Genomic DNA, 21508 nt, shown 5'->3' on the forward strand with positions numbered 1-21508 from the left:
ATGCAAACCGCTTATACCGTCCTGATCCTGCTGATGCTGGTCAGCGTCTCCCGGCTGGTCGGACGGGTCGTCCCGCTGCCGCTGCCCCTCGTGCAAATCGCCGCCGGTGCCTTGCTGGCTTGGCCGACACTGGGCCTGCACGTCGCGCTGGACCCCGAATTGTTCCTGTTTCTGTTCCTGCCGCCGCTGCTGTTTTCCGACGGTTGGCGTATGCCCAAGCGCGAGTTCTGGCATCTGCGCGGACCAATTCTGACGCTGGCGGTCGGCCTGGTGCTGTTCACCGTGGTCGGTGCCGGGTACTTCATTCACTGGCTGTTGCCGAGCATACCGTTGCCGGTGGCCTTTGCGCTGGCCGCTGTGCTCTCGCCGACCGACGCCGTGGCGGTCTCGGCGATCTCGCAGAACCGCTTGCCGACACCGCTGATGCACATCCTGCAAGGCGAGGCGTTGATGAACGATGCCTCGGGTCTGGTGACGTTCAAGTTTGCCTTGGTGGCGGCGGTGACCGGGGTGTTCTCGCTGGCCAATGCCAGCCTGACGTTCGTGCTGGTGGCGGTCGGTGGGTTAGCCGTCGGCGTCGCGCTGAGCTGGCTGGTCGGGCGCTTGCGCGCGTGGATGATCGCCCGTGGCTGGGACGATCCGGCCACCCACGTGGTGTTCATGTTGTTGTTGCCGTTCGCCGCCTATGTACTGGCCGAGCGACTGGGGGCATCGGGGATTCTTTCGGCCGTCGCGGCGGGGATGATGCAGAGCTGGCTTGATCTGTTGCCACGGCAGACCAGCACCCGCCTGCTCAATCGCAGCGTGTGGTCATTGCTCGAATTTGCCTTCAACGGTCTGATCTTTCTGCTGCTGGGCCTGCAATTGCCGGACATCATCAAAGCGGTGGTCAGCCACGAAGCGACGTTGTGGCCGACGCTGCTGTACCGTGGCCTCGACGTGGTGGCAATTTTCCTTGCCCTGGTGCTATTGCGCTTTATCTGGGTACAGAGCATCTGGCGTTTGTCGGTACTGCTGCGACGGCTGCGCGGCAAGGGCGACCTGACGCAAGTGCCGACGGCCCGATCCTGCTGGCTGCTGACTGTCGGCGGAGTGCGCGGGGCGGTGACGCTGGCCGGTGTGATGTCGGTACCGATGTTGATGGGCAGCCAGGCGTTCTCCGAGCGCGATCTGCTGATCTTCATCGCCGCCGGGGTGATTCTGTTGTCGCTGATTTGTGCGTGTATCGCCTTGCCGTTGCTGCTGCGTGGCATCGAAAAAAGCCCGGACGACAAGCGCCGCCAGGAAGTGCGCGATGCCTGGCGCAAGACCGCCGAGGCGGCGATCCATGCGCTGGAAACCGAAGAGGTCGGCCCGCAGGATGCTGCGCAGGCCGCGCTCTCGGCGGAACTCAAGGCACGGATCATGTCCGAGTATCGCCATCAGCTCGACGTGTTCAACGATTCCGCCGAAGCCCAGGCGCTGGCGTTCCAGATGGATCTGCTGGAACGCCGTCTGCGTTTGAAGGCGCTGCGGGCGCAGCGCCTGGAGCTGTATAGCCTCAGCCGTCAGCACCAGATCGGTGATGACGTGTTGCGCGAGGTACTGGGTGAACTCGATTTGAGTGAGGCGAATCTGGGGCAGGTCAAATAGCCCGACACGGACCTGATGCGCTCACTCACCCGCGGGGCAGGGATAAGCGTTCGCCATGAAGATTTTGTCCTTTTCGCTGAGATCCAGATTGATGAAGAGCTGGAAGTCACCGATGGTCCAGGACTGGCTGATGCGATAGTGCATGATCGACTTTGGATCGTATTCCGAATAAATGCTTTCGTCGGGATTGCCGCGGTCAAAGTACCAGTCGTGCAGGCGTTTGCGCGTCACGCTGGCCTGGTAGTCGTCTTCTTCCGGGTCGGCGGTGATTCCAAATTGTGCATAGATGGCTGGCTTGTCCCAGGGAATATCTGCCGTGGGATTGGTCTGTTCATGCTCCGCGCCCAGCATGTGACCGAACTCATGCATGACATTGGCTGCGAAGTAACGTGCCTGACTGGGTGGATGGGGCCAGAGTGTCATGGTCGGCTCATCGGGATGTAGCAGAGCATCCGTGCCGATCAGGGAGGAAAACGTTCCTTCCTGACTGAGTATGCGGATGTTGCCCACTTCACCTTCGACGAAATCGAATTTCAAGTTGATGTGCGGCAACCAGTTGCTGGCAGCGGCAATGGTCGCGTCCTTGAATTCCTGCGTGCCGTTGAGGAAGGCGATGCGAAGTGTGCTGCCGGGAGTCCAGAATTTTGCCGGATTGTTTTTAGCCCACATTTTACTGAACCTCCGAAGTGCATTTGATGATGGGGGAGGTGCGTGTGTTTTCGGTTTTTTTGTTTGGCTGAAGCCGGGTTAAGTGCATAACTGAACATCCATGTTTTCATTGGTTATTTGTAACTCTCGGGTTGCTTGTTGTTCCCGAAAAGTCGCTTTGAATGAAGGATGCTAGTTGCTGCGCCTGAGCAGGTAAATTGGATATGTGTGCGATTTTATGACGGGTTACCGTGCCAGCAGAACTGGCACGGTAAAGATGTGATTCAACGTGGGTAAATCAATCGCATGAGCTGTTTGTCTTTCTCACTGATTTCGCGATTGATCGAATTTTCCCAATTGCCAAGCGTCAAACTGTTGGGAACCGGATGGTGCATGATGGATTTTCGATCGTATGGCAAGTAAAGCGCGTCGGCATCGTCAAAAGGCGTAAATATATTGTCGTCAACTTCGCCTCGCGACAGTGGATTCATCGGTCTGTTCTGGTAGTAGTTGTAAACATTTTCTTTGTTCCAGGGGATTTGCGCTTTGGGGTGCTGATGTTCGTGCATCGCGCCAAGTGCATGGCCGAACTCGTGAATGACGACGGTCTCGAAGTCTTCGTGTTCGGGGTCGATGCCAAGGTTCATGGTTGGCGTGTCAGGAAACATATCCAGTGCATCGGTACCCAGAAAGGAACTGTTCACAACACCCTCGGTGGCGATTCGGATCTCACCCTCTACGCCTTCAACGAATTCAAACTTCAAACTGATATAAGGAAGCCATTTTCCGGCGGCGGCAATGATTTTATTTTTGTGTTCCGGAGTCGGGTTGTCCATGAAAGCTATTTTCAGAGTGTGTCGGCTTGGCCAAAGTTTGGCGTAGTGCACCAAAGAGCGTTTTTTTCGGCTGTTGTTGAGGGCGCTGGATTTTAGTTCTTTAGCCGGTTTTTGCAGCGTGCAATATTGGAAGTTGTCCATGCTTTGTCTTGCTCCTTGATTTGTCTTTTTGGTTGTTTCGCGCATGCAAAAAAAACCACTGCGCAAGATTAAGCTTCGGGCAGTGTCTGGAGTAGTTGTAAAGTGGTTTTAAATGTAACTTGAGGGGTATGTCCGTGCCAGATGACTGGCACGGATACTGAAAACTCAGTGTTGGCGGGTGATGAAGTCGCGGATCCGTTCTGCTGCTTCAACACATTCAGCCAAAGGCGCAACCAGTGCCATGCGCACGCGCCCGGCGCCCGGATTCACGCCGTCGACCTCGCGCGACAGATACGAGCCTGGCACCACGGTCACATGCTCCTGCTCGAACAGGTCGCGGCAGAATGCGGCATCGTCACCGGCCACGTTCGGCCACAGATAGAAGCTGCCGTCTGGACGCTGCACGTCCATCACCGGGCTGAGGATTTCCAGCACTGCGTCGAACTTCTCGCGGTACAGCGCACGGTTGGCACGCACATGCACTTCGTCATTCCACGCCGCAACACTGGCCAGCTGGGTTTGCACCGGCATCGCGCAGCCGTGGTAGGTGCGGTACAGCAGGAAGCCTTTGAGGATATCGGCATCACCAGCCACGAACCCGGAGCGCAGGCCCGGCAGGTTGGAGCGCTTGGACAGACTGTGGAATACCACACAACGCTTGAAGTCCTTGCGGCCGAGTTCGACGCAGGCGCTGAGCAGGCCCGGCGGCGGGGTCTGTTCGTCGAAGTACAGTTCGCTGTAGCACTCGTCGGCGGCGATCACGAAATCGTATTCGTCGGCCAGGGCGATGAGTTTTTTCAGTACATCGACCGGGATCAGCGCGCCGGTCGGATTACCTGGGGAGCACAGGAACAGGATCTGGCAGCGCTTCCAGATGTCCGGCGACACGGCGTCGAAATCCGGGTTGAAACCGTTTTCGTCCAGGCACGGCAGGTAGTGCGGCTTGGCCCCGGCGAGGAACGCGGCGCCTTCGTAGATCTGATAGAACGGGTTCGGGCTGACCACCAGAGCATCGTCGCCACGGTTGACCACGGTCTGGGTGAAAGCGAATAGCGCTTCGCGGGTACCGTTGACCGGCAATACATTGCGCGCCGGATCAATCCAGCCGCTCGGCACGCCGAAGCGGCGTTCACACCAGTTGGCGATGGCTTCGCGCAGGGCCGGGATGCCGAGGGTGGTCGGATACACCGCCATCTGATCCAGATTGTTCGCCAGCGCTTCGGCGACAAAGCCTGGCGAGCGATGTTTCGGCTCGCCGATCGACAGGGCGATCGGGCGTTTGTCCGGGTTCGGGGTCACGGTGCCGAGCAGGGCGCGAAGCTTTTCGAACGGGTAGGGCTGGAGCTGGTTCAGAGCGTTGTTCATGGGGGCCTCGTTCAATGTGGGAGCGGGCTTGCTCGCGAAAGCGGTGTGCCAGTGAATGATGTGTTGCCTGACACACGGCTTTCGCGAGCAAGCCCGCTCCCACAGGGTGGGGGAGTTGCTGGATCAAATACTGATACGCGAAAGTTTGATATCCGGTTCCTGAATGACGCTCAGTTGCTCGACGATTGCATCCTGCAAACGGCTGCACAGCAGCGGGTCGGAGAGCGGCTGGTTGTGCGCGTCGGTGATGAAGAACACGTCTTCCACGCGTTCGCCCAGGGTCGCAATCTTGGCGTTCTGCAGCGACAGGTCGAATTCGAGGAAGATCCCGCCGATCCGCGCCAGCAGGCCCGGGCGGTCAGGCGCCGTCAATTCCAGCACCGTCACCGGACGCTGAGCGTCGTTGTGGATCGTCACCTGCGGCGCGAAGGCGAAATGCTTGAGCTGGCGCGGTACCCGGCGCTGAATGATCGTCGGGTAATCGTCCGGATTGCGCAGCGCTTCGGTCAGGCCATCGCGAATCTGTTTGACCCGGGCCGGGTTGTCGCCGATCGAGTCGCCGTCGGTGTCGAGCACGATGTAGGTGTCGAGGGTGAACTGGCTGCTCGACGTGATGACCCGGGCGTCGTGAATGTTCAGGTTGAGCTGGTCCATCGCGGCCACAGTCACGGCGAAGAAGTCGTGCTGGTCCGGGGCATAAATGAAGATCTGCGTGCCACCCTCGAACTCGCGCTGGGTGGTTTCCTTGATCAGCACCAGCGGACCGCCATCGGCCGGCTGCTGCAAGATCGCGTCACTGTGCCAGGCCACGTCGCCGGCGGTGTGACGCAGGAAATAGTCATCGCCCAACTGTGCCCACAACTGCTCGACATCGTCCGGGTCAGTGCCGCCGCGCACCAGAATGTCCAGCGCCGCACTCTGGGTCTGGCGGATCTGCTCTTCGCGATCCACCGGGTTTTCCAGGCCGCGGCGCAGAGCACGTTTGGTCTCGGTGTAGAGCTGGCGCAGCAGGCTGGCGCGCCACGAATTCCACAGCGTCGGGTTGGTCGCGTTGATGTCGGCCACGGTCAGCACGTACAGGTAATCCAGCCGGGTTTCGTCGCCGACGGCCTGAGCGAAATCGTGGATCACCTGCGGATCGGACAAGTCCTTGCGCTGGGCGGTGGTCGACATCACCAGGTGGTTCTGCACCAGCCAGACGATCAGGCGGCTGTCCCACAGGGGCAACTGATGGCGCTGGCAGAACGCTTCGGCATCGACTGCGCCGATGTCCGAATGATCGCCATGCCGGCCCTTGCCAATGTCGTGGTACAGACCGGCCATGTAAATCAGTTCGGGCTTGGGCAGTTTGGCCATGAGCTTGGCGGCCAGCGGGAATTTTTCCGACACCTGGGTGTACTGCAACTTACGAAGGTGTTTGATCAGGTTCAGCGTGTGCGCATCGACTGTATAAATGTGGAACAGGTCGTGCTGCATCTGCCCGACGATGAAACCGAACTCCGGCAGGTAGCGCCCGAGGATGCCGTAGCGGTTCATCCGGCGCAGGTTGCGGTGCACGCCGATCTTGCACTTGAACAGCTCGATGAACAGGCTGGTGTTGCGGATATCGTTGCGGAAGTTGTCGTCGATCAGGTGCCGGTTCTCGCGCAGCAGACGAATGGTGTCGGCGCGTACGCCTTTGATTTCCGGTTGCTGGGCCATCAGCACGAAGATCTCGAGCATGGCGAACGGCGTGCGACGGAACACGTTGTCGTTGCGCGCTTCGATGTAGCCGTCGTGCAACTGGAAGCGCGAATTGATTGGCTGCGGCGGCGCTTCGTCTTCCGGGGCGAGGATGACTTCCTCGAAGTGCTGGATGATCAGGTCGCTGAGCTGGGCGATGCTCATCACCACGCGGAAGTACTGCTGCATGAAGTTTTCGACGGCCTGTTTCGCGTCGTCACCTTCAAAACCGAGCAGGCCGGCAATGGTTCGTTGATGATCGAACAGCAGACGGTCCTCGGAGCGACCGGCGAGCATGTGCAGGGCATACCGGACTTTCCAGAGGAACTCCTGGGACGACGCCAACAGGGCGTTTTCGCTCTCGACCAGGAAACCTTCGCCAGCGAGGGCACGCAGGTTCAGGGTGCCGTATTGACGCCGGGCCACCCACAGAATGGTCTGGATATCCCGCAAGCCGCCGGGCGAACCTTTGACGTTGGGTTCCAGGTTGTATTCGGTGTCGTTGTACTTGTGGTGGCGGGCCTTCTGCTCGGCGCGCTTGGCCAGGAAGAATTCCTTGGCTGGCCACATGTGTGCGGTGCTGGTGACATCGAGCATGCGCTGGCGCAGGCGCTCGGGGCCGCAGATGGTGCGGCTTTCCATCAGGTTGGTGACCACGGTCAGGTCGGCGCGAGCCTCTTCGGCGCATTCGTCCACCGAGCGTACGCTCTGACCGACTTCCAGGCCGATGTCCCACAGCAGCGTCAGAAAACGCTCGATGGAATCGCGGAAGACTTCGTGATCGGCGCTGTCCAGCAGGATCAGCAGGTCGATGTCGGAATAGGGGTGCAACTCACCCCGGCCGTAGCCGCCGACCGCGACCAGCGCGATATCGGCGTCTTCGCTCCAGTTGAACTGCTCCCAGGCCTTTTGCAGGATATTGTCGACGAACCACGCACGGTCTTCGATCAGCCGGCGGATGTCGCGGCCGCTGCGAAAACGCGTGTCGAGAACCTCGCGCGCCTGGCGGATCGCCTTCTTGAACGCCGCGATGGGACTCGCTTTCAGGGCCAGTTCAGCCTGGAACTGGCCGCGGTCGAAGAGTTCGGGATCCACCTGCGGCATCGATTGGCTTTCCTTCTATAAGGCTGGGAGCGTTCTTGGGATCATGCCGAGACGCGCGGGATGGTGTCGTCGGCGCGCAGGGTGAAGATCTCGTAGCCGGTGTCGGTCACCAGCAGGGTGTGTTCCCACTGCGCCGAGAGTTTGCGGTCCTTGGTGATCGCGGTCCAGCCGTCGCCCAGTACCTTGGTGTCGGCCTTGCCCTGGTTGATCATCGGTTCGATGGTGAAGGTCATGCCGGCCTTCAGTTCCATGCCGGTGCCGGCGCGACCGTAATGCAGGATCTGTGGCTCTTCGTGGAACACCTTGCCGATGCCGTGGCCACAGAACTCGCGAACCACCGAGAAGCCGTTCTTTTCCGCGTGCTTCTGGATGATTTCACCGATGTCGCCGAGGCGGCAGCCAGGTTTGACGATTTCGATCGCCTTGTACATGCATTCCTGGGTGACCTGCGACAGGCGTTCGGCCCACACCGGCACTTCGCCAACGTGGAACATGCGGCTGGTGTCGCCGTGGTAGCCGTCCTTGATCACGGTGACGTCGATGTTCAGGGTGTCGCCATTCTTCAGCGGCTTGTCATTCGGGATGCCGTGGCAGACCACGTGGTTGATCGAGGTGCAGATCGACTTCGGGTAGCCCTTGTAGTTGAGCGGAGCAGGGATGGCCTGCTGCACGTTGACGATGTAGTCATGGCAGATCTGGTTCAGTTGATCGGTGGTCACGCCCGGTTTGACGTGTTCGGCAATCATTTCCAGCACATCGGCGGCCAGTTTGCCGGCGACACGCATGCCAGCGATGTCCTCGGGGGTTTTGAGGTTGACGGTCATACAGGCTCTCTCTGCGCTCGGCGGCGCTTGCTGATACGGATAGGGTGGCAGGTGTGCGTTTTGCGACCCTGAAAAACCCGATTCTAACAGACGAAAGGCGCAAATCCGCGCCTGCGTGCATCGTCTCTCTCTATACAATGGTGTGCCTGAAGGCGATTCCAAGGGGGCTGCGCCCATGTCCTTGGTGCGATTACAGATTCCGGGTTCCGTTTCTGCGCACCCTGTGGTATAAAATGCGCCGCTTTCCGGGGATACCCCGAAAAGCTTAAATCCACACACGTGTCGACACGATGACCTGGGTGCTTTTGGCTTTATGCCACTGGTTGGTCATTGGGATACGTGGAGGCCAAACCCGACTTATTAAGGAACTATCATGTCCCAAGTCAACATGCGCGATATGCTGAAGGCCGGTGTGCACTTCGGTCACCAAACCCGTTACTGGAATCCGAAAATGGGTAAATACATTTTCGGCGCGCGTAACAAGATTCACATCATCAACCTTGAAAAAACCCTGCCAATGTTCAACGAAGCTCTGACTTTCGTAGAGCGTCTGGCCCAGGGCAAAAACAAGATTCTGTTCGTCGGCACCAAGCGTTCCGCTGGCAAGATCGTTGCTGAAGAAGCAGCACGTTGCGGCTCGCCGTACGTCGATCACCGCTGGTTGGGCGGCATGCTGACCAACTTCAAAACCATTCGTGCTTCCATCAAGCGTCTGCGTGACCTTGAAGTTCAAGCCGAAGACGGTACTTTCGCCAAGCTGACCAAGAAAGAAGCGCTGATGCGCTCCCGTGACCTGGAAAAGCTGGATCGCTCCCTGGGCGGCATCAAGGACATGGGCGGTCTGCCAGACGCACTGTTCGTGATCGACGTTGACCACGAGCGCATCGCGATCACCGAAGCCAACAAGCTGGGTATCCCGGTCATCGGCGTTGTCGATACCAACAGCAGCCCGGAAGGCGTTGACTACATCATCCCAGGCAACGATGACGCAATCCGCGCTATCCAGCTGTACATGGGGTCGATGGCTGACGCAGTGATCCGTGGTCGCAACAATGTTGCTGGCGGCACTGTTGAATTCGCAGCTGAAGAAACTCAGGCTGCAGCTGAGTAATCGACGCCCTGGCGTTGACTCAGTAAGCAAAAAGGGGGCTTGGCCCCCTTTTTGCCACCTCGAAAACCGTTTGTTGGCGCCCACTTGTGGCCGCGCATCTCCTGCATTTGTAACGTGCAGCAGCTACAAGGTGTTTCGGGAAGAATTGAACGCCCGTTCGATCGGGTGGAATGGTTGAAAACCTATCCAAGAGGAATTTGAAAATGGCAGCAATTACTGCAGCGTTGGTTAAAGAACTGCGCGAGCGTACCGGCGAAGGCATGATGGACTGCAAGAAAGCCCTGGAAAAGGCTGACGGCGACATCGAAAAAGCCATTGATGACATGCGTGCTTCGGGCGCGATCAAGGCTGCGAAAAAGGCTGGCAACGTTGCCGCTGAAGGCGCAATCGCAATCAAGGACGACGGTAAGGCTGCCGTTATCCTGGAGGTGAACTCGCAGACCGACTTCCTGGCTCTGCAAGACGACTTCAAAAACTTTGTTGCTGCCAGCGTAGAAAAAGCCTTCGCTGACAAACTGACCGACGCTGCTCCGCTGATCGCTGCTCAAGAAGCCGCTCGCGAAGCACTGGTTGCCAAAGTAGGCGAGAACGTCAACATCCGTCGTCTGGCCCGTATCGAAGGTGACGTTGTCGGTTCGTACCTGCACGGCAACAAGATCGGTGTGGTTGTGGCTCTGAAAGGCGGTGACGTCGAGCTGGCCAAAGACATCGCGATGCACGTTGCTGCAAGCAACCCTGAGTTCCTGCTGCCTTCGCAAGTTTCGGCTGAAGCGATCGAGCGTGAAAAAGCTGTGTTCCTGCAGCTGAACGAAGAGAAGATCAAAGGCAAGCCAGAAAACATTGTTGAGAACATGGTCAAAGGCCGTATCAGCAAGTTCCTGGCAGAAGCAAGCCTGGTTGAGCAGGCGTTCGTCAAGAACCCTGAAATCAAGGTTGGCGAGCTGGCCAAGAAAGGCGGCGCAGAAATCGTTTCCTTCACCTACTTCAAAGTAGGCGAAGGCATCGAGAAGCCGGTCGACAACTTCGCTGAAGAAGTTGCTGCCCAGCTGGCTGCCGCCAAGCAATAAGACGGTTTTTCAACTGTCGCCCGAAAGAGGCTGCCCGCTCACGCGCGCAGCCTCTTTTCAGATGGGGTTACCAATTTTTAATTGGTTTCCACTGGGAACTGACTTACAAAGCCAGGTTCCGATGGCGCTGAAGCAGCGCCAAGCTAGAGTGAACGGCAGCTGTAAAACAGCTTGCACAGAATTTTTTAAATACGCCGCAGGAGAGATTCGCAATGGCTCAGCAGGGCAGTGGTTATCAGGCTCGCTATAAACGCATTCTACTCAAGCTTAGCGGCGAGGCCCTGATGGGCTCGGAAGAGTTCGGGATCGATCCAAAAGTGCTGGATCGGATGGCGCTGGAAGTTGGCCAACTGGTCGGCATCGGCGTACAGGTCGGTCTGGTGATCGGCGGTGGCAACCTGTTCCGTGGCGAGGCCTTGAGCAAGGCTGGCATGGATCGGGTGACAGGCGACCACATGGGCATGCTGGCCACTGTGATGAACGCCCTGGCCATGCGCGATGCGCTGGAACGTGCCAATATCTCGGCCATCGTGATGTCGGCCATTTCCATGGTTGGCGTGACCGATCACTACGATCGCCGCAAAGCCATGCGCCACCTGAACTCCAAGGACGTGGTGATTTTCGCCGCCGGTACCGGCAATCCGTTCTTTACCACGGATTCGGCAGCCTGCCTGCGTGCAATCGAAATCGATGCCGACGTCGTGCTGAAAGCGACCAAGGTTGATGGCGTCTACACCGCAGACCCGTTCAAAGACCCGCATGCCGAGAAGTTCGATCATCTGACTTATGATGAAGTGCTGGATCGCAAGCTGGGTGTAATGGATCTGACAGCTATTTGCCTGTGCCGCGATCACAAGATGCCGCTGCGCGTATTCAACATGAACAAGCCCGGCGCCCTGCTGAACATTGTGCACGGCGGCGCTGAAGGGACTTTGATCGAGGAAGGCCAACAATGATCAACGAAATCAAGAAAGACGCCCAAGCGCGTATGCAGAAATCCCTGGAATCCCTGAACCACGCGTTCGGCCAGATTCGTACCGGCAAGGCTCACCCGAGCATTCTCGGCAGCGTCATGGTGCCTTACTACGGCACTGACACCCCGCTGAGCAGCGTCGCCAACGTCACCGTGAAAGATTCGCGTACCCTGCAAGTCGTGGCCTTCGAGCGCAACATGCTCGCTGCCGTCGACAAGGCGATCCAGAGCGCCGGTCTGAACCTCAATCCGACCAACCTGGGTGAGTTGCTTTTGATCCCGATGCCTGCCCTCACCGAGGAAACGCGCAAGGGCTTCACCAAGCAGGCCCGTAGCGCAGCGGAAGACGCGCGCGTTGCTGTGCGCAATATTCGTCGTGACGCATTGGGTGAGCTTAAAAAGCTGGTCAAGGACAAGGAAATCAGTGAAGACGAAGAGCGTCGTGCCATCGCTGATATCGATAAGCTGACCAAAGAATCCGAGGCCCAGATCACCAAGGCCACGGACGAGAAAGAAAAAGACCTGATGGCCGTATAAGGGTCGAGCTTTTAATGGACAAGACCAAGCAGTCTGCGCCGTCCGCGGTGCCGCGCCATGTCGCGATCATCATGGATGGCAATAATCGCTGGGCGAAAAAACGCTTTATGCCGGGTGTCGCCGGGCATAAGGCCGGCGTGGATGCTGTGCGGGCAGTGATCGAGGTGTGCGCCGAGGCCAAGGTCGAAGTGCTCACCCTGTTCGCCTTTTCCAGTGAGAACTGGCAGCGCCCGGCCGATGAAGTCAGTGCCTTGATGGATCTGTTCTTCAAGGCGCTGCGTCGTGAGGCCAAGCGCCTCAACGACAACAACATCAGCTTGCGCATCATCGGCGATCGTTCGCGCTTTCATCCTGAGCTTCAGGCGGCGATGCGCGAGGCTGAGGCCATGACCGCTGGTGCCAACCGCTTCATCCTGCAGATCGCCGCCAACTACGGCGGTCAGTGGGATATTGCCCAGGCTGCGCAGCGGCTGGCGCGTGAAGTCCAGGCCGGGCATCTGCGTCCGGAAGACATCACCCCGGATCTGCTGCAAACCTGTCTGGCCACCGGTGATCTGCCGCTGCCGGACCTGTGCATCCGCACCGGTGGCGAGCACCGCATCAGCAACTTCCTGCTGTGGCAACTGGCGTATGCCGAGTTGTACTTCTCCGACCTGTTCTGGCCGGACTTCAAACACGAAGCCATGCGCACTGCGCTGGCCGATTTCGCTTCACGCCAGCGTCGCTTCGGTAAAACGAGCGAACAGGTTGAAGCTGGAGCCCGGGTTTAATGCTTAAACAACGAATCATCACTGCGCTGATCCTGCTGCCGATCGCCCTGTGCGGGTTTTTCCTGCTCGAAGGCTCCGGTTTCGCGCTGTTCATCGGTCTGGTCGTAAGTCTGGGCGCCTGGGAATGGGCGCGCCTGGCTGGCTTTACCGCACAGTCGTTCCGTGTCGGCTATGCCGCTGTCGTCGCGCTGATGCTGTTCGTCATGTACGTCCTGCCGGGCCTCGCCCCTTGGGTGTTGGGCGCTTCGGTGTTGTGGTGGGCGGTGGCTACGTATCTCGTGCTGACGTATCCGCGCTCGAGCGTGCACTGGTCCACGGCGGCCACCAAACTGGTGATCGGCTTGCTGATCCTGCTGCCAGCCTGGCAAGGGCTGGTGCAGATCAAACAGTACCCATTGGGTAACTGGCTGATCATGGCAGTGATGGTATTGGTCTGGGGTGCCGACATCGGTGCCTATTTCTCCGGCCGTGCTTTCGGCAAGCGCAAGCTGGCGCCGCAAGTCAGTCCAGGCAAGAGCTGGGAAGGCGTTTACGGTGGCCTGGCGCTGAGTCTGGTGATCACCGCGATCGTCGGTCTGGTTCGCGACTGGACGGTGGCTGAACTGCTCAAGGGGCTGATCGGCGCTGCGTTGATCGTGTTCATTTCGGTGGTGGGCGACCTCACCGAAAGCATGTTCAAGCGTCAGTCCGGCATCAAGGACAGCAGCAACCTGCTGCCCGGCCATGGCGGCGTGCTTGATCGCATCGACAGCCTGACCGCTGCGATCCCGATTTTCGCTGTATTGCTGTGGATGGCTGCACCGTGAGCCGTCCTCAACAGATCACTGTTCTGGGGGCTACCGGTTCGATTGGCCTGAGCACCCTCGACGTTATCGCTCGGCATCCCGAGCGTTATCAGGTTTTCGCCCTGAGCGGTTTCACGCGCCTGAGCGAGTTGCTGGCCTTGTGCGTTCGCCATGTGCCGCAATTCGCGGTAGTGCCTGAAGTGGCGGCGGCGCGTGGTCTGCAGGACGACTTGCGGGCTGCCGGTCTGCCCACTCGCGTGTTGGTGGGGGAGGAGGGCCTGTGCCAGGTCGCTTCCGCGCCTGAAGTGGATGCCGTGATGGCGGCCATCGTCGGTGCCGCAGGCTTGCGCCCGACGCTGGCGGCGGTGGAAGCTGGCAAGAAAATCCTGCTGGCCAATAAAGAGGCGCTGGTGATGTCCGGCGCGCTGTTCATGCAGGCGGTGCACAAGAGCGGTTCGGTGCTGCTGCCGATCGACAGCGAGCACAACGCGATCTTCCAGTGCATGCCGCAGGATTTCGCCCGTGGGCTGGGCGCCGTCGGTGTAAGAAGGATTCTGCTCACGGCTTCGGGCGGGCCTTTCCGGCAGACGCCGTTGAGCGAGCTGGTGCATGTTTCGCCTGATCAGGCGTGTGCGCACCCGAACTGGTCGATGGGGCGCAAGATCTCGGTGGACTCGGCCAGCATGATGAACAAGGGCCTGGAGTTGATCGAGGCTTGCTGGCTGTTCGACGCCAAGCCGTCGCAGGTCGAGGTGGTGATTCATCCGCAGAGTGTGATTCACTCGCTGGTCGACTATGTCGATGGCTCGGTGCTGGCGCAGTTGGGCAACCCTGACATGCGCACGCCGATTGCCAATGCGCTGGCCTGGCCTGAGCGTATCGACTCGGGCGTGGCGCCACTGGATCTGTTTGCCATCGCGCGCCTGGATTTCGAGGCACCGGACGAACAGCGCTTCCCTTGTCTGCGCCTGGCGCGACAGGCGGCGGAGGCCGGCAACAGCGCACCGGCCATGCTCAATGCGGCCAACGAAGTGGCGGTCGCGGCGTTTCTCGACGGGCGCGTGGGTTATCTGGAAATCGCGAGTATCATCGAGGACGTGTTGAATCTCGAGCCTGTGGTTGCACTGGAAGATCTGGACGCGGTGTTTACCGCAGACGCGAAAGCGCGGACTCTGGCCGGGCAGTGGCTGAGTCGTCACGACCGATAGCCGTTGCAGTACCATGGCGTCACGCGGCACTGAACAGGATTGCGGAGAAAGTAGATGAGCGCGCTCTATATGATTGCCGGCACCCTGATCGCTTTGGGTGTGCTGGTCACCTTTCACGAATTCGGCCACTTCTGGGTCGCGCGTCGCTGTGGCGTCAAGGTTCTGCGTTTTTCTGTGGGCTTCGGCATGCCCCTGTTGCGCTGGCACGACAAGCAGGGCACTGAGTTTGTTGTCGCCGCGATTCCGCTGGGCGGTTACGTCAAAATGCTCGATGAGCGTGAAGGCGAAGTCCCGGCCGATCAGCTTCATCAATCCTTCAATCGCAAGTCGGTTCGCCAGCGCATCGCCATTGTCGCGGCGGGGCCGATTGCCAACTTCCTGCTGGCCCTGGTGTTTTTCTGGGTGCTGGCGATGCTCGGCAGCGAGCAGATCCGTCCGGTCATCGGTGCGGTCGAGTCCGGCAGCATCGCGGCCAAGGCCGGTTTGAATGCCGGTCAGGAAATCGTCGCCATCGATGGTGAGCCGACGTCCGGTTGGGCCGCCGTCAATTTGCAACTGGTGCGTCGCCTCGGGGAAAGCGGCTCCCTGCAATTGCTCGTGCGCGAGCAGGGTTCTACCGCCGACACGCCGCGTGAGCTGGCGCTCGATCAATGGCTCAAAGGCGCCGATGAGCCCGATCCGATTCGCTCGCTGGGTATTCGCCCGTGGCGCCCGGCCTTGCCGCCGGTGCTGGCCGAACTCGATCCGAAAGGCCCGGCGCAAGCCGCTGGTCTGAAAACCGGTGATCGCCTGCTGGCGCTCGACGGCCAGCAGCTCAATGACTGGCAGCAGGTGGTCGACACTGTTCGTACGCGTCCTGATACCAAAATCATGCTGAAAATCGAGCGCGACGGTGCTCAAATCGAGGTCCCGGTGACCTTGACAGCTCGCGGCGAAAGCAAGTCGCCAAGCGGTTATCTCGGGGCTGGCGTAAAAGCCGTAGACTGGCCGCCGGAAATGATCCGCGAGGTCAGTTATGGTCCGCTGGCCGCGATTGGCGAGGGTGCCCGGCGTACCTGGACCATGAGCGTGCTGACGCTGGACTCGTTGAAGAAAATGCTGTTTGGCGAGCTCTCGGTAAAAAACTTGAGTGGGCCGATAACCATTGCTAAAGTGGCGGGCGCTTCTGCCCAGTCGGGCGTTGCTGATTTCCTGAATTTCCTTGCTTATCTGAGTATTAGCCTGGGGGTTCTGAATTTGCTGCCCATTCCTGTACTGGATGGGGGGCATTTGTTGTTTTATCTGATTGAGTGGGTGCGTGGTCGCCCCTTGTCGGATCGGGTGCAAGGTTGGGGGGTGCAGATCGGTATCAGTTTAGTGGTCGGAGTGATGTTGCTTGCTCTGGTCAATGATCTGGGTCGACTGTAAAGCTTCGCTGAATTGCGAATCTGCCGCATTTTGCGGCAGTTTGTTTATTGCCAGTTGGAATAAGAAAGGACTTCATGAAACGTCTGCTGCTAACTGCGGTTCTCACCGTATTGATGATCGCCGAAGTTCACGCCGAGTCCTTCACTATCTCTGATATTCGCGTCAATGGCCTCCAGCGGGTCTCCGCGGGTAGCGTCTTTGGTGCCTTGCCGTTGAACGTCGGCGAGCAGGCGGATGATCGTCGCCTGGTGGAATCCACTCGTGCGTTGTTCAAAACCGGTTTCTTTCAAGATATCCAGCTGGGCCGCGAAGGCAACGTTCTGGTGATCACGGTCGTCGAACGTCCGTCGGTCGCCAGTATCGAGATCGAAGGCAACAAGGCGATCTCCACCGAAGACCTGATGAAGGGCCTCAAGCAGTCCGGTCTGTCCGAAGGTGAAATCTTCCAGCGTGCCACCCTCGAAGGTGTCCGTAACGAGCTGCAACGTCAGTACGTTGCCCAGGGCCGCTACTCGGCGACCGTCGACACCGAAGTGGTCTCGCAGCCGCGCAACCGCGTCGCGCTGAAAGTGAAGATCAACGAAGGCACCGTGGCGGCCATCCAGCACATCAACGTGGTGGGCAACACGGTCTTCCCTGATGACGATCTTATCGACCTGTTCGAGCTGAAAACCACCAACTGGCTGTCGTTCTTCAAGAACGACGACAAGTACGCCCGTGAAAAACTCTCCGGTGACCTGGAGCGCCTGCGTTCCTACTACCTGGACCGTGGCTACATCAACATGGATATCGCTTCGACCCAGGTGTCCATCACCCCGGACAAGAAGCACGTCTACATCACCGTCAACATCACCGAAGGCGAGAAGTACACCGTTCGTGACGTCAAGCTCAGCGGTGACCTGAAAGTACCTGAAGATCAGGTCAAGTCGCTGTTGCTGGTGCAGAAAGGTCAGGTGTTCTCGCGCAAGCTGATGACCACCACTTCCGAACTGATCACCCGCCGTCTGGGCAACGAGGGCTACACCTTCGCCAACGTCAACGGCGTACCTCAGCCGCATGACGACGATCACACTGTGGACATCCTGTTCGCCGTCGATCCGGGCAAGCGTGCCTACGTCAATCGCATCAACTTCCGTGGCAACACCAAGTCCGAGGACGAAGTGCTGCGTCGTGAAATGCGTCAGATGGAAGGTGGCTGGGCTTCGACCTACCTGATCGACCAGTCCAAGACCCGTCTTGAACGTCTGGGCTTCTTCAAGGAAGTGAACGTTGAAACACCGGCTGTACCGGGTGTCGACGACCAGGTTGACGTGAACTATGCCGTTGAAGAACAAGCTTCCGGTTCGATCACTGCCAGTGTCGGTTTCGCGCAGAGTGCCGGTCTGATCCTCGGTGGTTCGATCACCCAGAACAACTTCCTCGGTACCGGTAACCGTGTAAGCGTGGGCCTGACCCGCAGCGAATACCAGAGCCGCTACAACTTCGGCTACGTTGACCCGTACTGGACCGCCGATGGCGTGAGCCTGGGTTACAACGCGTTCTATCGCACCACCGACTACAAAGACCTCGACGTCGACGTAGCGAGCTATGCGGTCGACAGCCTGGGTGCCGGCGTAAACGTTGGCTACCCGATCAGCGAGACTTCGCGTCTGACGTTTGGTCTGTCGGTTCAACAGGACGAGATCAAGACCGGTACCTACACCGTTGACGAGATTTTCGACTTCGTTAACAAGGAAGGCGACAAGTACCTGAACTTCAAGGCTTCGGCCGGCTGGTCCGAATCGACCCTGAACAAAGGCGTACTGCCGACCCGTGGTCGTTCGCAGAGCCTGACACTGGAATCGACCATTCCAGGTAGCGATCTGTCGTTCTACAAACTCGATTACCGTGGTCAATTGTTCCAGCCGATCAGCGAAAACTACACCCTGCGTCTGCACACCGAGCTGGGTTATGGCGACGGCTACGGTGGAACCGACGGCTTGCCGTTCTATGAAAACTACTATGCTGGTGGTTTCAACTCGGTTCGTGGCTTCAAGGACAGTACGCTTGGCCCGCGCAGTACGCCGAGTCGTGGTAACAACCCGGGCACCCTGGCTGACCCGGACCAGGATCCACTGCCGTTCGGTGGTAACGTCCTGATCCAGGGTGGTGTCGAGGTTCTGTTCCCGCTGCCATTCGTCAAGGATCAGCGTTCCCTGCGTACTTCGGTATTCTGGGATGTGGGTAACGTATTTGACTCGCAGTGCAAGGACACTACCAATGCGAACGGCTCGACGTCGAACACCAAGTGCAACGACATCAGCCTGAGCAACATGGCCAGTTCCGTTGGTGTGGGTGTGACCTGGGTCACCGCACTGGGTCCTCTGAGCTTCGCGTTGGCCATGCCGATCAAGAAGCCGGATGAGGCTGAAACTCAAGTGTTCCAATTCTCCCTCGGCCAGACGTTCTAAGCGTCTGACCCAAGATAACGACAATGGATTTTGTAGGAGTGCATCGTGCGTAAGTTGACTCAATTGGTTCTCCTGGCCTCCTTGATGGTGGCAGGCCCGGCATTTGCCGACATGAAAATCGCCGTTCTGAACTATCAGATGGCACTGCTGGAATCCGACGCAGCCAAGAAATACGCCGTGGATGCCGAGAAGAAGTTCGGTCCGCAACTGACCAAGCTCAAGACGCTGGAAAGCAGCGCCAAGGGTATTCAGGATCGCCTGATGGCCGGTGGCGACAAGATGCAGCAGGGCGAGCGTGAGCGTCTGGAGCTTGAATTCAAGCAAAAGGCCCGTGACTTCCAGTTCCAGTCCAAGGAGCTGAACGAAGCCAAGGCAGTTGCCGACCGCGAAATGCTCAAGCAACTGAAGCCGAAACTGGATAGCGCAGTGGAAGAAGTCATCAAGAAAGGTGGTTTTGACCTGGTGTTCGAGCGTGGCGCAGTGATCGATGTCAAACCTCAGTACGACATCACGCGCCAGGTTATCGAGCGCATGAATCAGCTGAAGTAACCCATGACCGTGACTATCAAGCTCGGCCAGTTGGCCGAGTTCCTCGGCGCCACCCTGCGTGGCGACCCCGAGAAGCAAATTACTGGGCTAGCCACCTTGCAGGAGGCTGGCCCAGCTCAGTTGAGCTTTCTGGCAAATCCTCAATATCGTAAATACCTGGCAAGTTCCCAGGCGGCTGCGCTATTGCTCAAGGAAGCCGATGCCGAGGGTTTTGCCGGCAACGCATTGGTGGTGCCGGATCCTTATCTGGCATACGCCCGCATCTCGCACCTGTTCGATCCCAAGCCAAAAGCCGCAGCGGGTGTTCATCCCACAGCGGTGATTGCGCCAGACGCGGTGGTTGATCCAAGCGCCAGCATTGGCCCGTTCGTGGTGATCGAGGCCGGTGTGCGCATCGGTGCGCAGGTTACCCTGGGCGCCCATTGCGTCATCGGTGCCCGCAGTGAAATCGGCGAGGGCGGCTGGCTCGCTCCGCGGGTGACGCTGTATCACGACGTGCGCATCGGCAAGCGTGTAGTGATCCAGTCCGGTGCCGTGCTCGGTGGTGAAGGCTTCGGTTTCGCCAACGAGAAAGGTATCTGGCAGAAGATCGCCCAGATCGGCGGCGTGACCATCGGCGACGATGTCGAGATCGGCGTGAACACCGCTATCGACCGTGGCGCGCTGGCAGATACCGTGATCGGCAACGGCGTGAAACTCGACAACCAGATCCAGATCGCACACAACGTCCAGGTCGGTGATCACACCGCCATGGCGGCCTGTGTCGGTATCTCCGGCAGCACCAAGATCGGCAAGCACTGCATGCTCGCCGGTGGTGTCGGCCTGGTGGGGCACATCGATATTTGCGACAACGTTTTCCTGACCGGGATGACCATGGTGACCCACTCGATTACCGAGCCGGGTGCCTATTCTTCCGGCACAGCCATGCAACCGGCGGCCGAATGGCGCAAAAGCGCGGCCCGCATCCGTCAGCTCGATGACCTCGCGCGACGTTTGAAGCAGCTGGAAAAGCGCGTCGGGGAAGTGACCCCCGGCAGCAATGCTTCATCTGATGGCTGATACCATTTCCATATCAAGTGTGCACAGCCTCTAGACTGCCTCCTTGATTTGCTAGAGGAGTGCGCGTCAGTCGCGCTCCCAATCTTTACATAGGCTTCCCCCCGAAATGATGGACATCAACGAGATTCGCGAATACCTGCCTCACCGTTACCCGTTCCTGCTGGTGGACCGGGTGGTGGAACTGGACACTGAAGGCAAGCGCATTCGCGCCTACAAGAATGTCAGCATCAATGAGCCATTCTTCAACGGCCACTTCCCGGCGCACCCGATCATGCCGGGTGTACTGATCATCGAAGCGATGGCCCAGGCTGCCGGGATCCTCGGTTTCAAAATGCTCGACGTGAAACCGGCCGACGGCACCCTTTACTACTTCGTCGGTTCCGACAAGCTGCGTTTCCGTCAGCCGGTTCTGCCGGGTGACCAACTGATTCTTGAAGCCAAGTTCATCAGCTGCAAGCGCCAGATCTGGAAGTTCGAATGCCAGGCTTCGGTCGACGGCAAGCCGGTCTGCTCGGCTGAAATCATCTGTGCGGAACGCAAGCTATGAGTTTGATTGACCCTCGCGCAATCATCGATCCGTCGGCCGTTCTGGCTGACGGCGTCGAGGTCGGCCCGTGGTCGATCGTCGGCGCAGGTGTGGAAATCGGCGAGGGTACCGTGATCGGGCCGCACGTGGTCCTCAAAGGCCCGACCCGCATTGGCAAGCACAACCGCATCTACCAGTTTTCCTCGGTAGGTGAGGACACCCCTGACCTCAAGTACAAGGGTGAGGAAACCCGTCTGGTGATCGGTGATCACAACGTCATTCGCGAAGGCGTGACAATCCACCGTGGCACCGTGCAGGATCGTTCGGAAACCACGCTGGGCGATCACAACCTGATCATGGCCTACGCCCACATCGGGCATGACAGCGTCATTGGCAACCACTGCATTCTGGTCAACAACACCGCGTTGGCCGGGCATGTGCACGTTGACGATTGGGCGATCCTGTCCGGGTTCACCCTGGTGCACCAGTATTGCCACATTGGCGCCCACAGCTTTTCCGGCATGGGCACCGCCATCGGCAAGGACGTTCCGGCGTTCGTTACCGTATTCGGCAACCCGGCCGAAGCGCGCAGCATGAACTTCGAAGGCATGCGTCGCCGTGGCTTCAGCGAAGACGCGATTCACGCGCTGCGCCGCGCCTATAAAACCGTGTACCGCCAGGGCCTGACCGTGGAACAGGCGCTGGCCGAACTGGCCGAGCCTGCTGCGCAGTTCCCGGAAGTCGCGCTGTTCCGTGACTCGATCCAGTCGTCGACTCGCGGCATCACCCGCTGA

At 58.9% G+C, this 21508-nt stretch carries 19 protein-coding genes; 14 read left to right on the plus strand and 5 right to left on the minus strand.

Translation table 11 applies throughout. The annotated features are described in order from the left end of the window. Positions 1–1632 (plus strand): Na+/H+ antiporter, encoded by a 1632-nt coding sequence (locus ACS4NR_RS00005; RefSeq protein WP_456018806.1) that lies wholly within the window; start codon positions 1–3, stop codon positions 1630–1632. A 21-nt stretch (positions 1633–1653) separates the two neighbouring features. On the opposite strand, the gene ACS4NR_RS00010 is transcribed toward ACS4NR_RS00005, so the two are convergent. The 5 genes from ACS4NR_RS00010 to map form a co-directional block, all read right to left on the minus strand. Then, positions 1654–2301, minus strand: coding sequence for a hypothetical protein (locus ACS4NR_RS00010; RefSeq protein WP_456018807.1), 648 nt, complete (start codon positions 2299–2301; stop codon positions 1654–1656). A gap of 263 nt (positions 2302–2564) precedes the next feature. Beyond that, complete coding sequence (locus ACS4NR_RS00015) at positions 2565–3257, minus strand: M12 family metallopeptidase (protein ID WP_456018808.1); 693 nt, start codon at positions 3255–3257, stop codon at positions 2565–2567. A 165-nt stretch (positions 3258–3422) separates the two neighbouring features. After that, positions 3423–4622: a succinyldiaminopimelate transaminase gene (gene dapC, locus ACS4NR_RS00020; RefSeq protein WP_456018809.1), complete on the minus strand. Its 1200-nt coding sequence runs from the start codon at positions 4620–4622 to the stop codon at positions 3423–3425. Positions 4623–4745: 123 nt separating this feature from the next. Further along, positions 4746–7448, minus strand: coding sequence for a [protein-PII] uridylyltransferase (locus tag ACS4NR_RS00025; protein ID WP_115986319.1), 2703 nt, complete (start codon positions 7446–7448; stop codon positions 4746–4748). Positions 7449–7489: 41 nt separating this feature from the next. Further along, on the minus strand, positions 7490–8272 hold the full coding sequence (gene map / locus ACS4NR_RS00030; protein ID WP_007964271.1) for a type I methionyl aminopeptidase: 783 nt from the start codon (positions 8270–8272) through the stop codon (positions 7490–7492). Positions 8273–8645: 373 nt separating this feature from the next. Here map and rpsB point away from each other — a divergent pair, with 373 nt between their 5' ends. From rpsB to lpxA, 13 genes are all read left to right on the plus strand, one after another. Then, the gene (rpsB, locus tag ACS4NR_RS00035) at positions 8646–9383 is read left to right on the plus strand and encodes a 30S ribosomal protein S2 (protein WP_003222119.1); all 738 of its coding nucleotides are present in this window, start codon (positions 8646–8648) and stop codon (positions 9381–9383) included. Positions 9384–9586: 203 nt separating this feature from the next. Then, a complete protein-coding gene (tsf, locus tag ACS4NR_RS00040; RefSeq protein WP_095138352.1) occupies positions 9587–10450 on the plus strand; it encodes a translation elongation factor Ts in 864 nt (287 codons plus the stop codon). A 212-nt stretch (positions 10451–10662) separates the two neighbouring features. Further along, positions 10663–11406, plus strand: a complete 744-nt coding sequence (gene pyrH, locus ACS4NR_RS00045; protein ID WP_003222124.1) for a UMP kinase — start codon at positions 10663–10665, stop codon at positions 11404–11406. Next, the gene (frr, locus tag ACS4NR_RS00050; protein ID WP_047291868.1) at positions 11403–11960 is read left to right on the plus strand and encodes a ribosome recycling factor; all 558 of its coding nucleotides are present in this window, start codon (positions 11403–11405) and stop codon (positions 11958–11960) included. The genes pyrH and frr overlap by 4 nt, the downstream gene beginning before the upstream one ends. Positions 11961–11974: 14 nt before the next feature. Then, positions 11975–12730, plus strand: a complete 756-nt coding sequence (uppS, locus tag ACS4NR_RS00055) for a polyprenyl diphosphate synthase (RefSeq protein WP_003222128.1) — start codon at positions 11975–11977, stop codon at positions 12728–12730. Continuing rightward, on the plus strand, positions 12730–13536 hold the full coding sequence (locus ACS4NR_RS00060) for a phosphatidate cytidylyltransferase (protein WP_095138353.1): 807 nt from the start codon (positions 12730–12732) through the stop codon (positions 13534–13536). The genes uppS and ACS4NR_RS00060 overlap by 1 nt, the downstream gene beginning before the upstream one ends. Continuing rightward, complete coding sequence (gene ispC, locus ACS4NR_RS00065) at positions 13533–14723, plus strand: 1-deoxy-D-xylulose-5-phosphate reductoisomerase (protein ID WP_456018810.1); 1191 nt, start codon at positions 13533–13535, stop codon at positions 14721–14723. The genes ACS4NR_RS00060 and ispC overlap by 4 nt, the downstream gene beginning before the upstream one ends. A gap of 54 nt (positions 14724–14777) precedes the next feature. Next, a complete protein-coding gene (gene rseP / locus ACS4NR_RS00070) occupies positions 14778–16130 on the plus strand; it encodes a sigma E protease regulator RseP (protein WP_456018811.1) in 1353 nt (450 codons plus the stop codon). A 74-nt stretch (positions 16131–16204) separates the two neighbouring features. Continuing rightward, positions 16205–18580: an outer membrane protein assembly factor BamA gene (gene bamA / locus ACS4NR_RS00075; protein WP_095138356.1), complete on the plus strand. Its 2376-nt coding sequence runs from the start codon at positions 16205–16207 to the stop codon at positions 18578–18580. Between the two features lie 45 nt (positions 18581–18625). After that, a complete protein-coding gene (locus ACS4NR_RS00080) occupies positions 18626–19129 on the plus strand; it encodes an OmpH family outer membrane protein (protein WP_007908849.1) in 504 nt (167 codons plus the stop codon). Between the two features lie 3 nt (positions 19130–19132). Beyond that, the gene (gene lpxD, locus ACS4NR_RS00085; RefSeq protein ID WP_456018812.1) at positions 19133–20188 is read left to right on the plus strand and encodes a UDP-3-O-(3-hydroxymyristoyl)glucosamine N-acyltransferase; all 1056 of its coding nucleotides are present in this window, start codon (positions 19133–19135) and stop codon (positions 20186–20188) included. 106 nt (positions 20189–20294) lie between these two features. Continuing rightward, a complete protein-coding gene (gene fabZ / locus ACS4NR_RS00090; protein WP_003222142.1) occupies positions 20295–20735 on the plus strand; it encodes a 3-hydroxyacyl-ACP dehydratase FabZ in 441 nt (146 codons plus the stop codon). Then, a complete protein-coding gene (lpxA, locus tag ACS4NR_RS00095) occupies positions 20732–21508 on the plus strand; it encodes an acyl-ACP--UDP-N-acetylglucosamine O-acyltransferase (protein ID WP_007964278.1) in 777 nt (258 codons plus the stop codon). Before fabZ ends, lpxA begins: the two co-directional genes overlap by 4 nt.

Source organism: Pseudomonas sp. JQ36 (genome assembly GCF_053851495.1).

Excerpts from the sequence above, each read along its gene's own strand:
- ACS4NR_RS00005 (WP_456018806.1), top strand. The coding sequence starts at position 1 with ATGCAAACCGCTTATACCGTCCTGATCCTGCTGATGCTGGTCAGCGTC.
- ACS4NR_RS00010 (WP_456018807.1), bottom strand. The coding sequence starts at position 2,301 with ATGTGGGCTAAAAACAATCCGGCAAAATTCTGGACTCCCGGCAGCACA.
- ACS4NR_RS00015 (WP_456018808.1), bottom strand. The coding sequence starts at position 3,257 with ATGGACAACTTCCAATATTGCACGCTGCAAAAACCGGCTAAAGAACTA.
- dapC (WP_456018809.1), bottom strand. The coding sequence starts at position 4,622 with ATGAACAACGCTCTGAACCAGCTCCAGCCCTACCCGTTCGAAAAGCTT.
- ACS4NR_RS00025 (WP_115986319.1), bottom strand. The coding sequence starts at position 7,448 with ATGCCGCAGGTGGATCCCGAACTCTTCGACCGCGGCCAGTTCCAGGCT.
- map (WP_007964271.1), bottom strand. The coding sequence starts at position 8,272 with ATGACCGTCAACCTCAAAACCCCCGAGGACATCGCTGGCATGCGTGTC.
- rpsB (WP_003222119.1), top strand. The coding sequence starts at position 8,646 with ATGTCCCAAGTCAACATGCGCGATATGCTGAAGGCCGGTGTGCACTTC.
- tsf (WP_095138352.1), top strand. The coding sequence starts at position 9,587 with ATGGCAGCAATTACTGCAGCGTTGGTTAAAGAACTGCGCGAGCGTACC.
- pyrH (WP_003222124.1), top strand. The coding sequence starts at position 10,663 with ATGGCTCAGCAGGGCAGTGGTTATCAGGCTCGCTATAAACGCATTCTA.
- frr (WP_047291868.1), top strand. The coding sequence starts at position 11,403 with ATGATCAACGAAATCAAGAAAGACGCCCAAGCGCGTATGCAGAAATCC.
- uppS (WP_003222128.1), top strand. The coding sequence starts at position 11,975 with ATGGACAAGACCAAGCAGTCTGCGCCGTCCGCGGTGCCGCGCCATGTC.
- ACS4NR_RS00060 (WP_095138353.1), top strand. The coding sequence starts at position 12,730 with ATGCTTAAACAACGAATCATCACTGCGCTGATCCTGCTGCCGATCGCC.
- rseP (WP_456018811.1), top strand. The coding sequence starts at position 14,778 with ATGAGCGCGCTCTATATGATTGCCGGCACCCTGATCGCTTTGGGTGTG.
- bamA (WP_095138356.1), top strand. The coding sequence starts at position 16,205 with ATGAAACGTCTGCTGCTAACTGCGGTTCTCACCGTATTGATGATCGCC.
- lpxD (WP_456018812.1), top strand. The coding sequence starts at position 19,133 with ATGACCGTGACTATCAAGCTCGGCCAGTTGGCCGAGTTCCTCGGCGCC.
- fabZ (WP_003222142.1), top strand. The coding sequence starts at position 20,295 with ATGATGGACATCAACGAGATTCGCGAATACCTGCCTCACCGTTACCCG.
- lpxA (WP_007964278.1), top strand. The coding sequence starts at position 20,732 with ATGAGTTTGATTGACCCTCGCGCAATCATCGATCCGTCGGCCGTTCTG.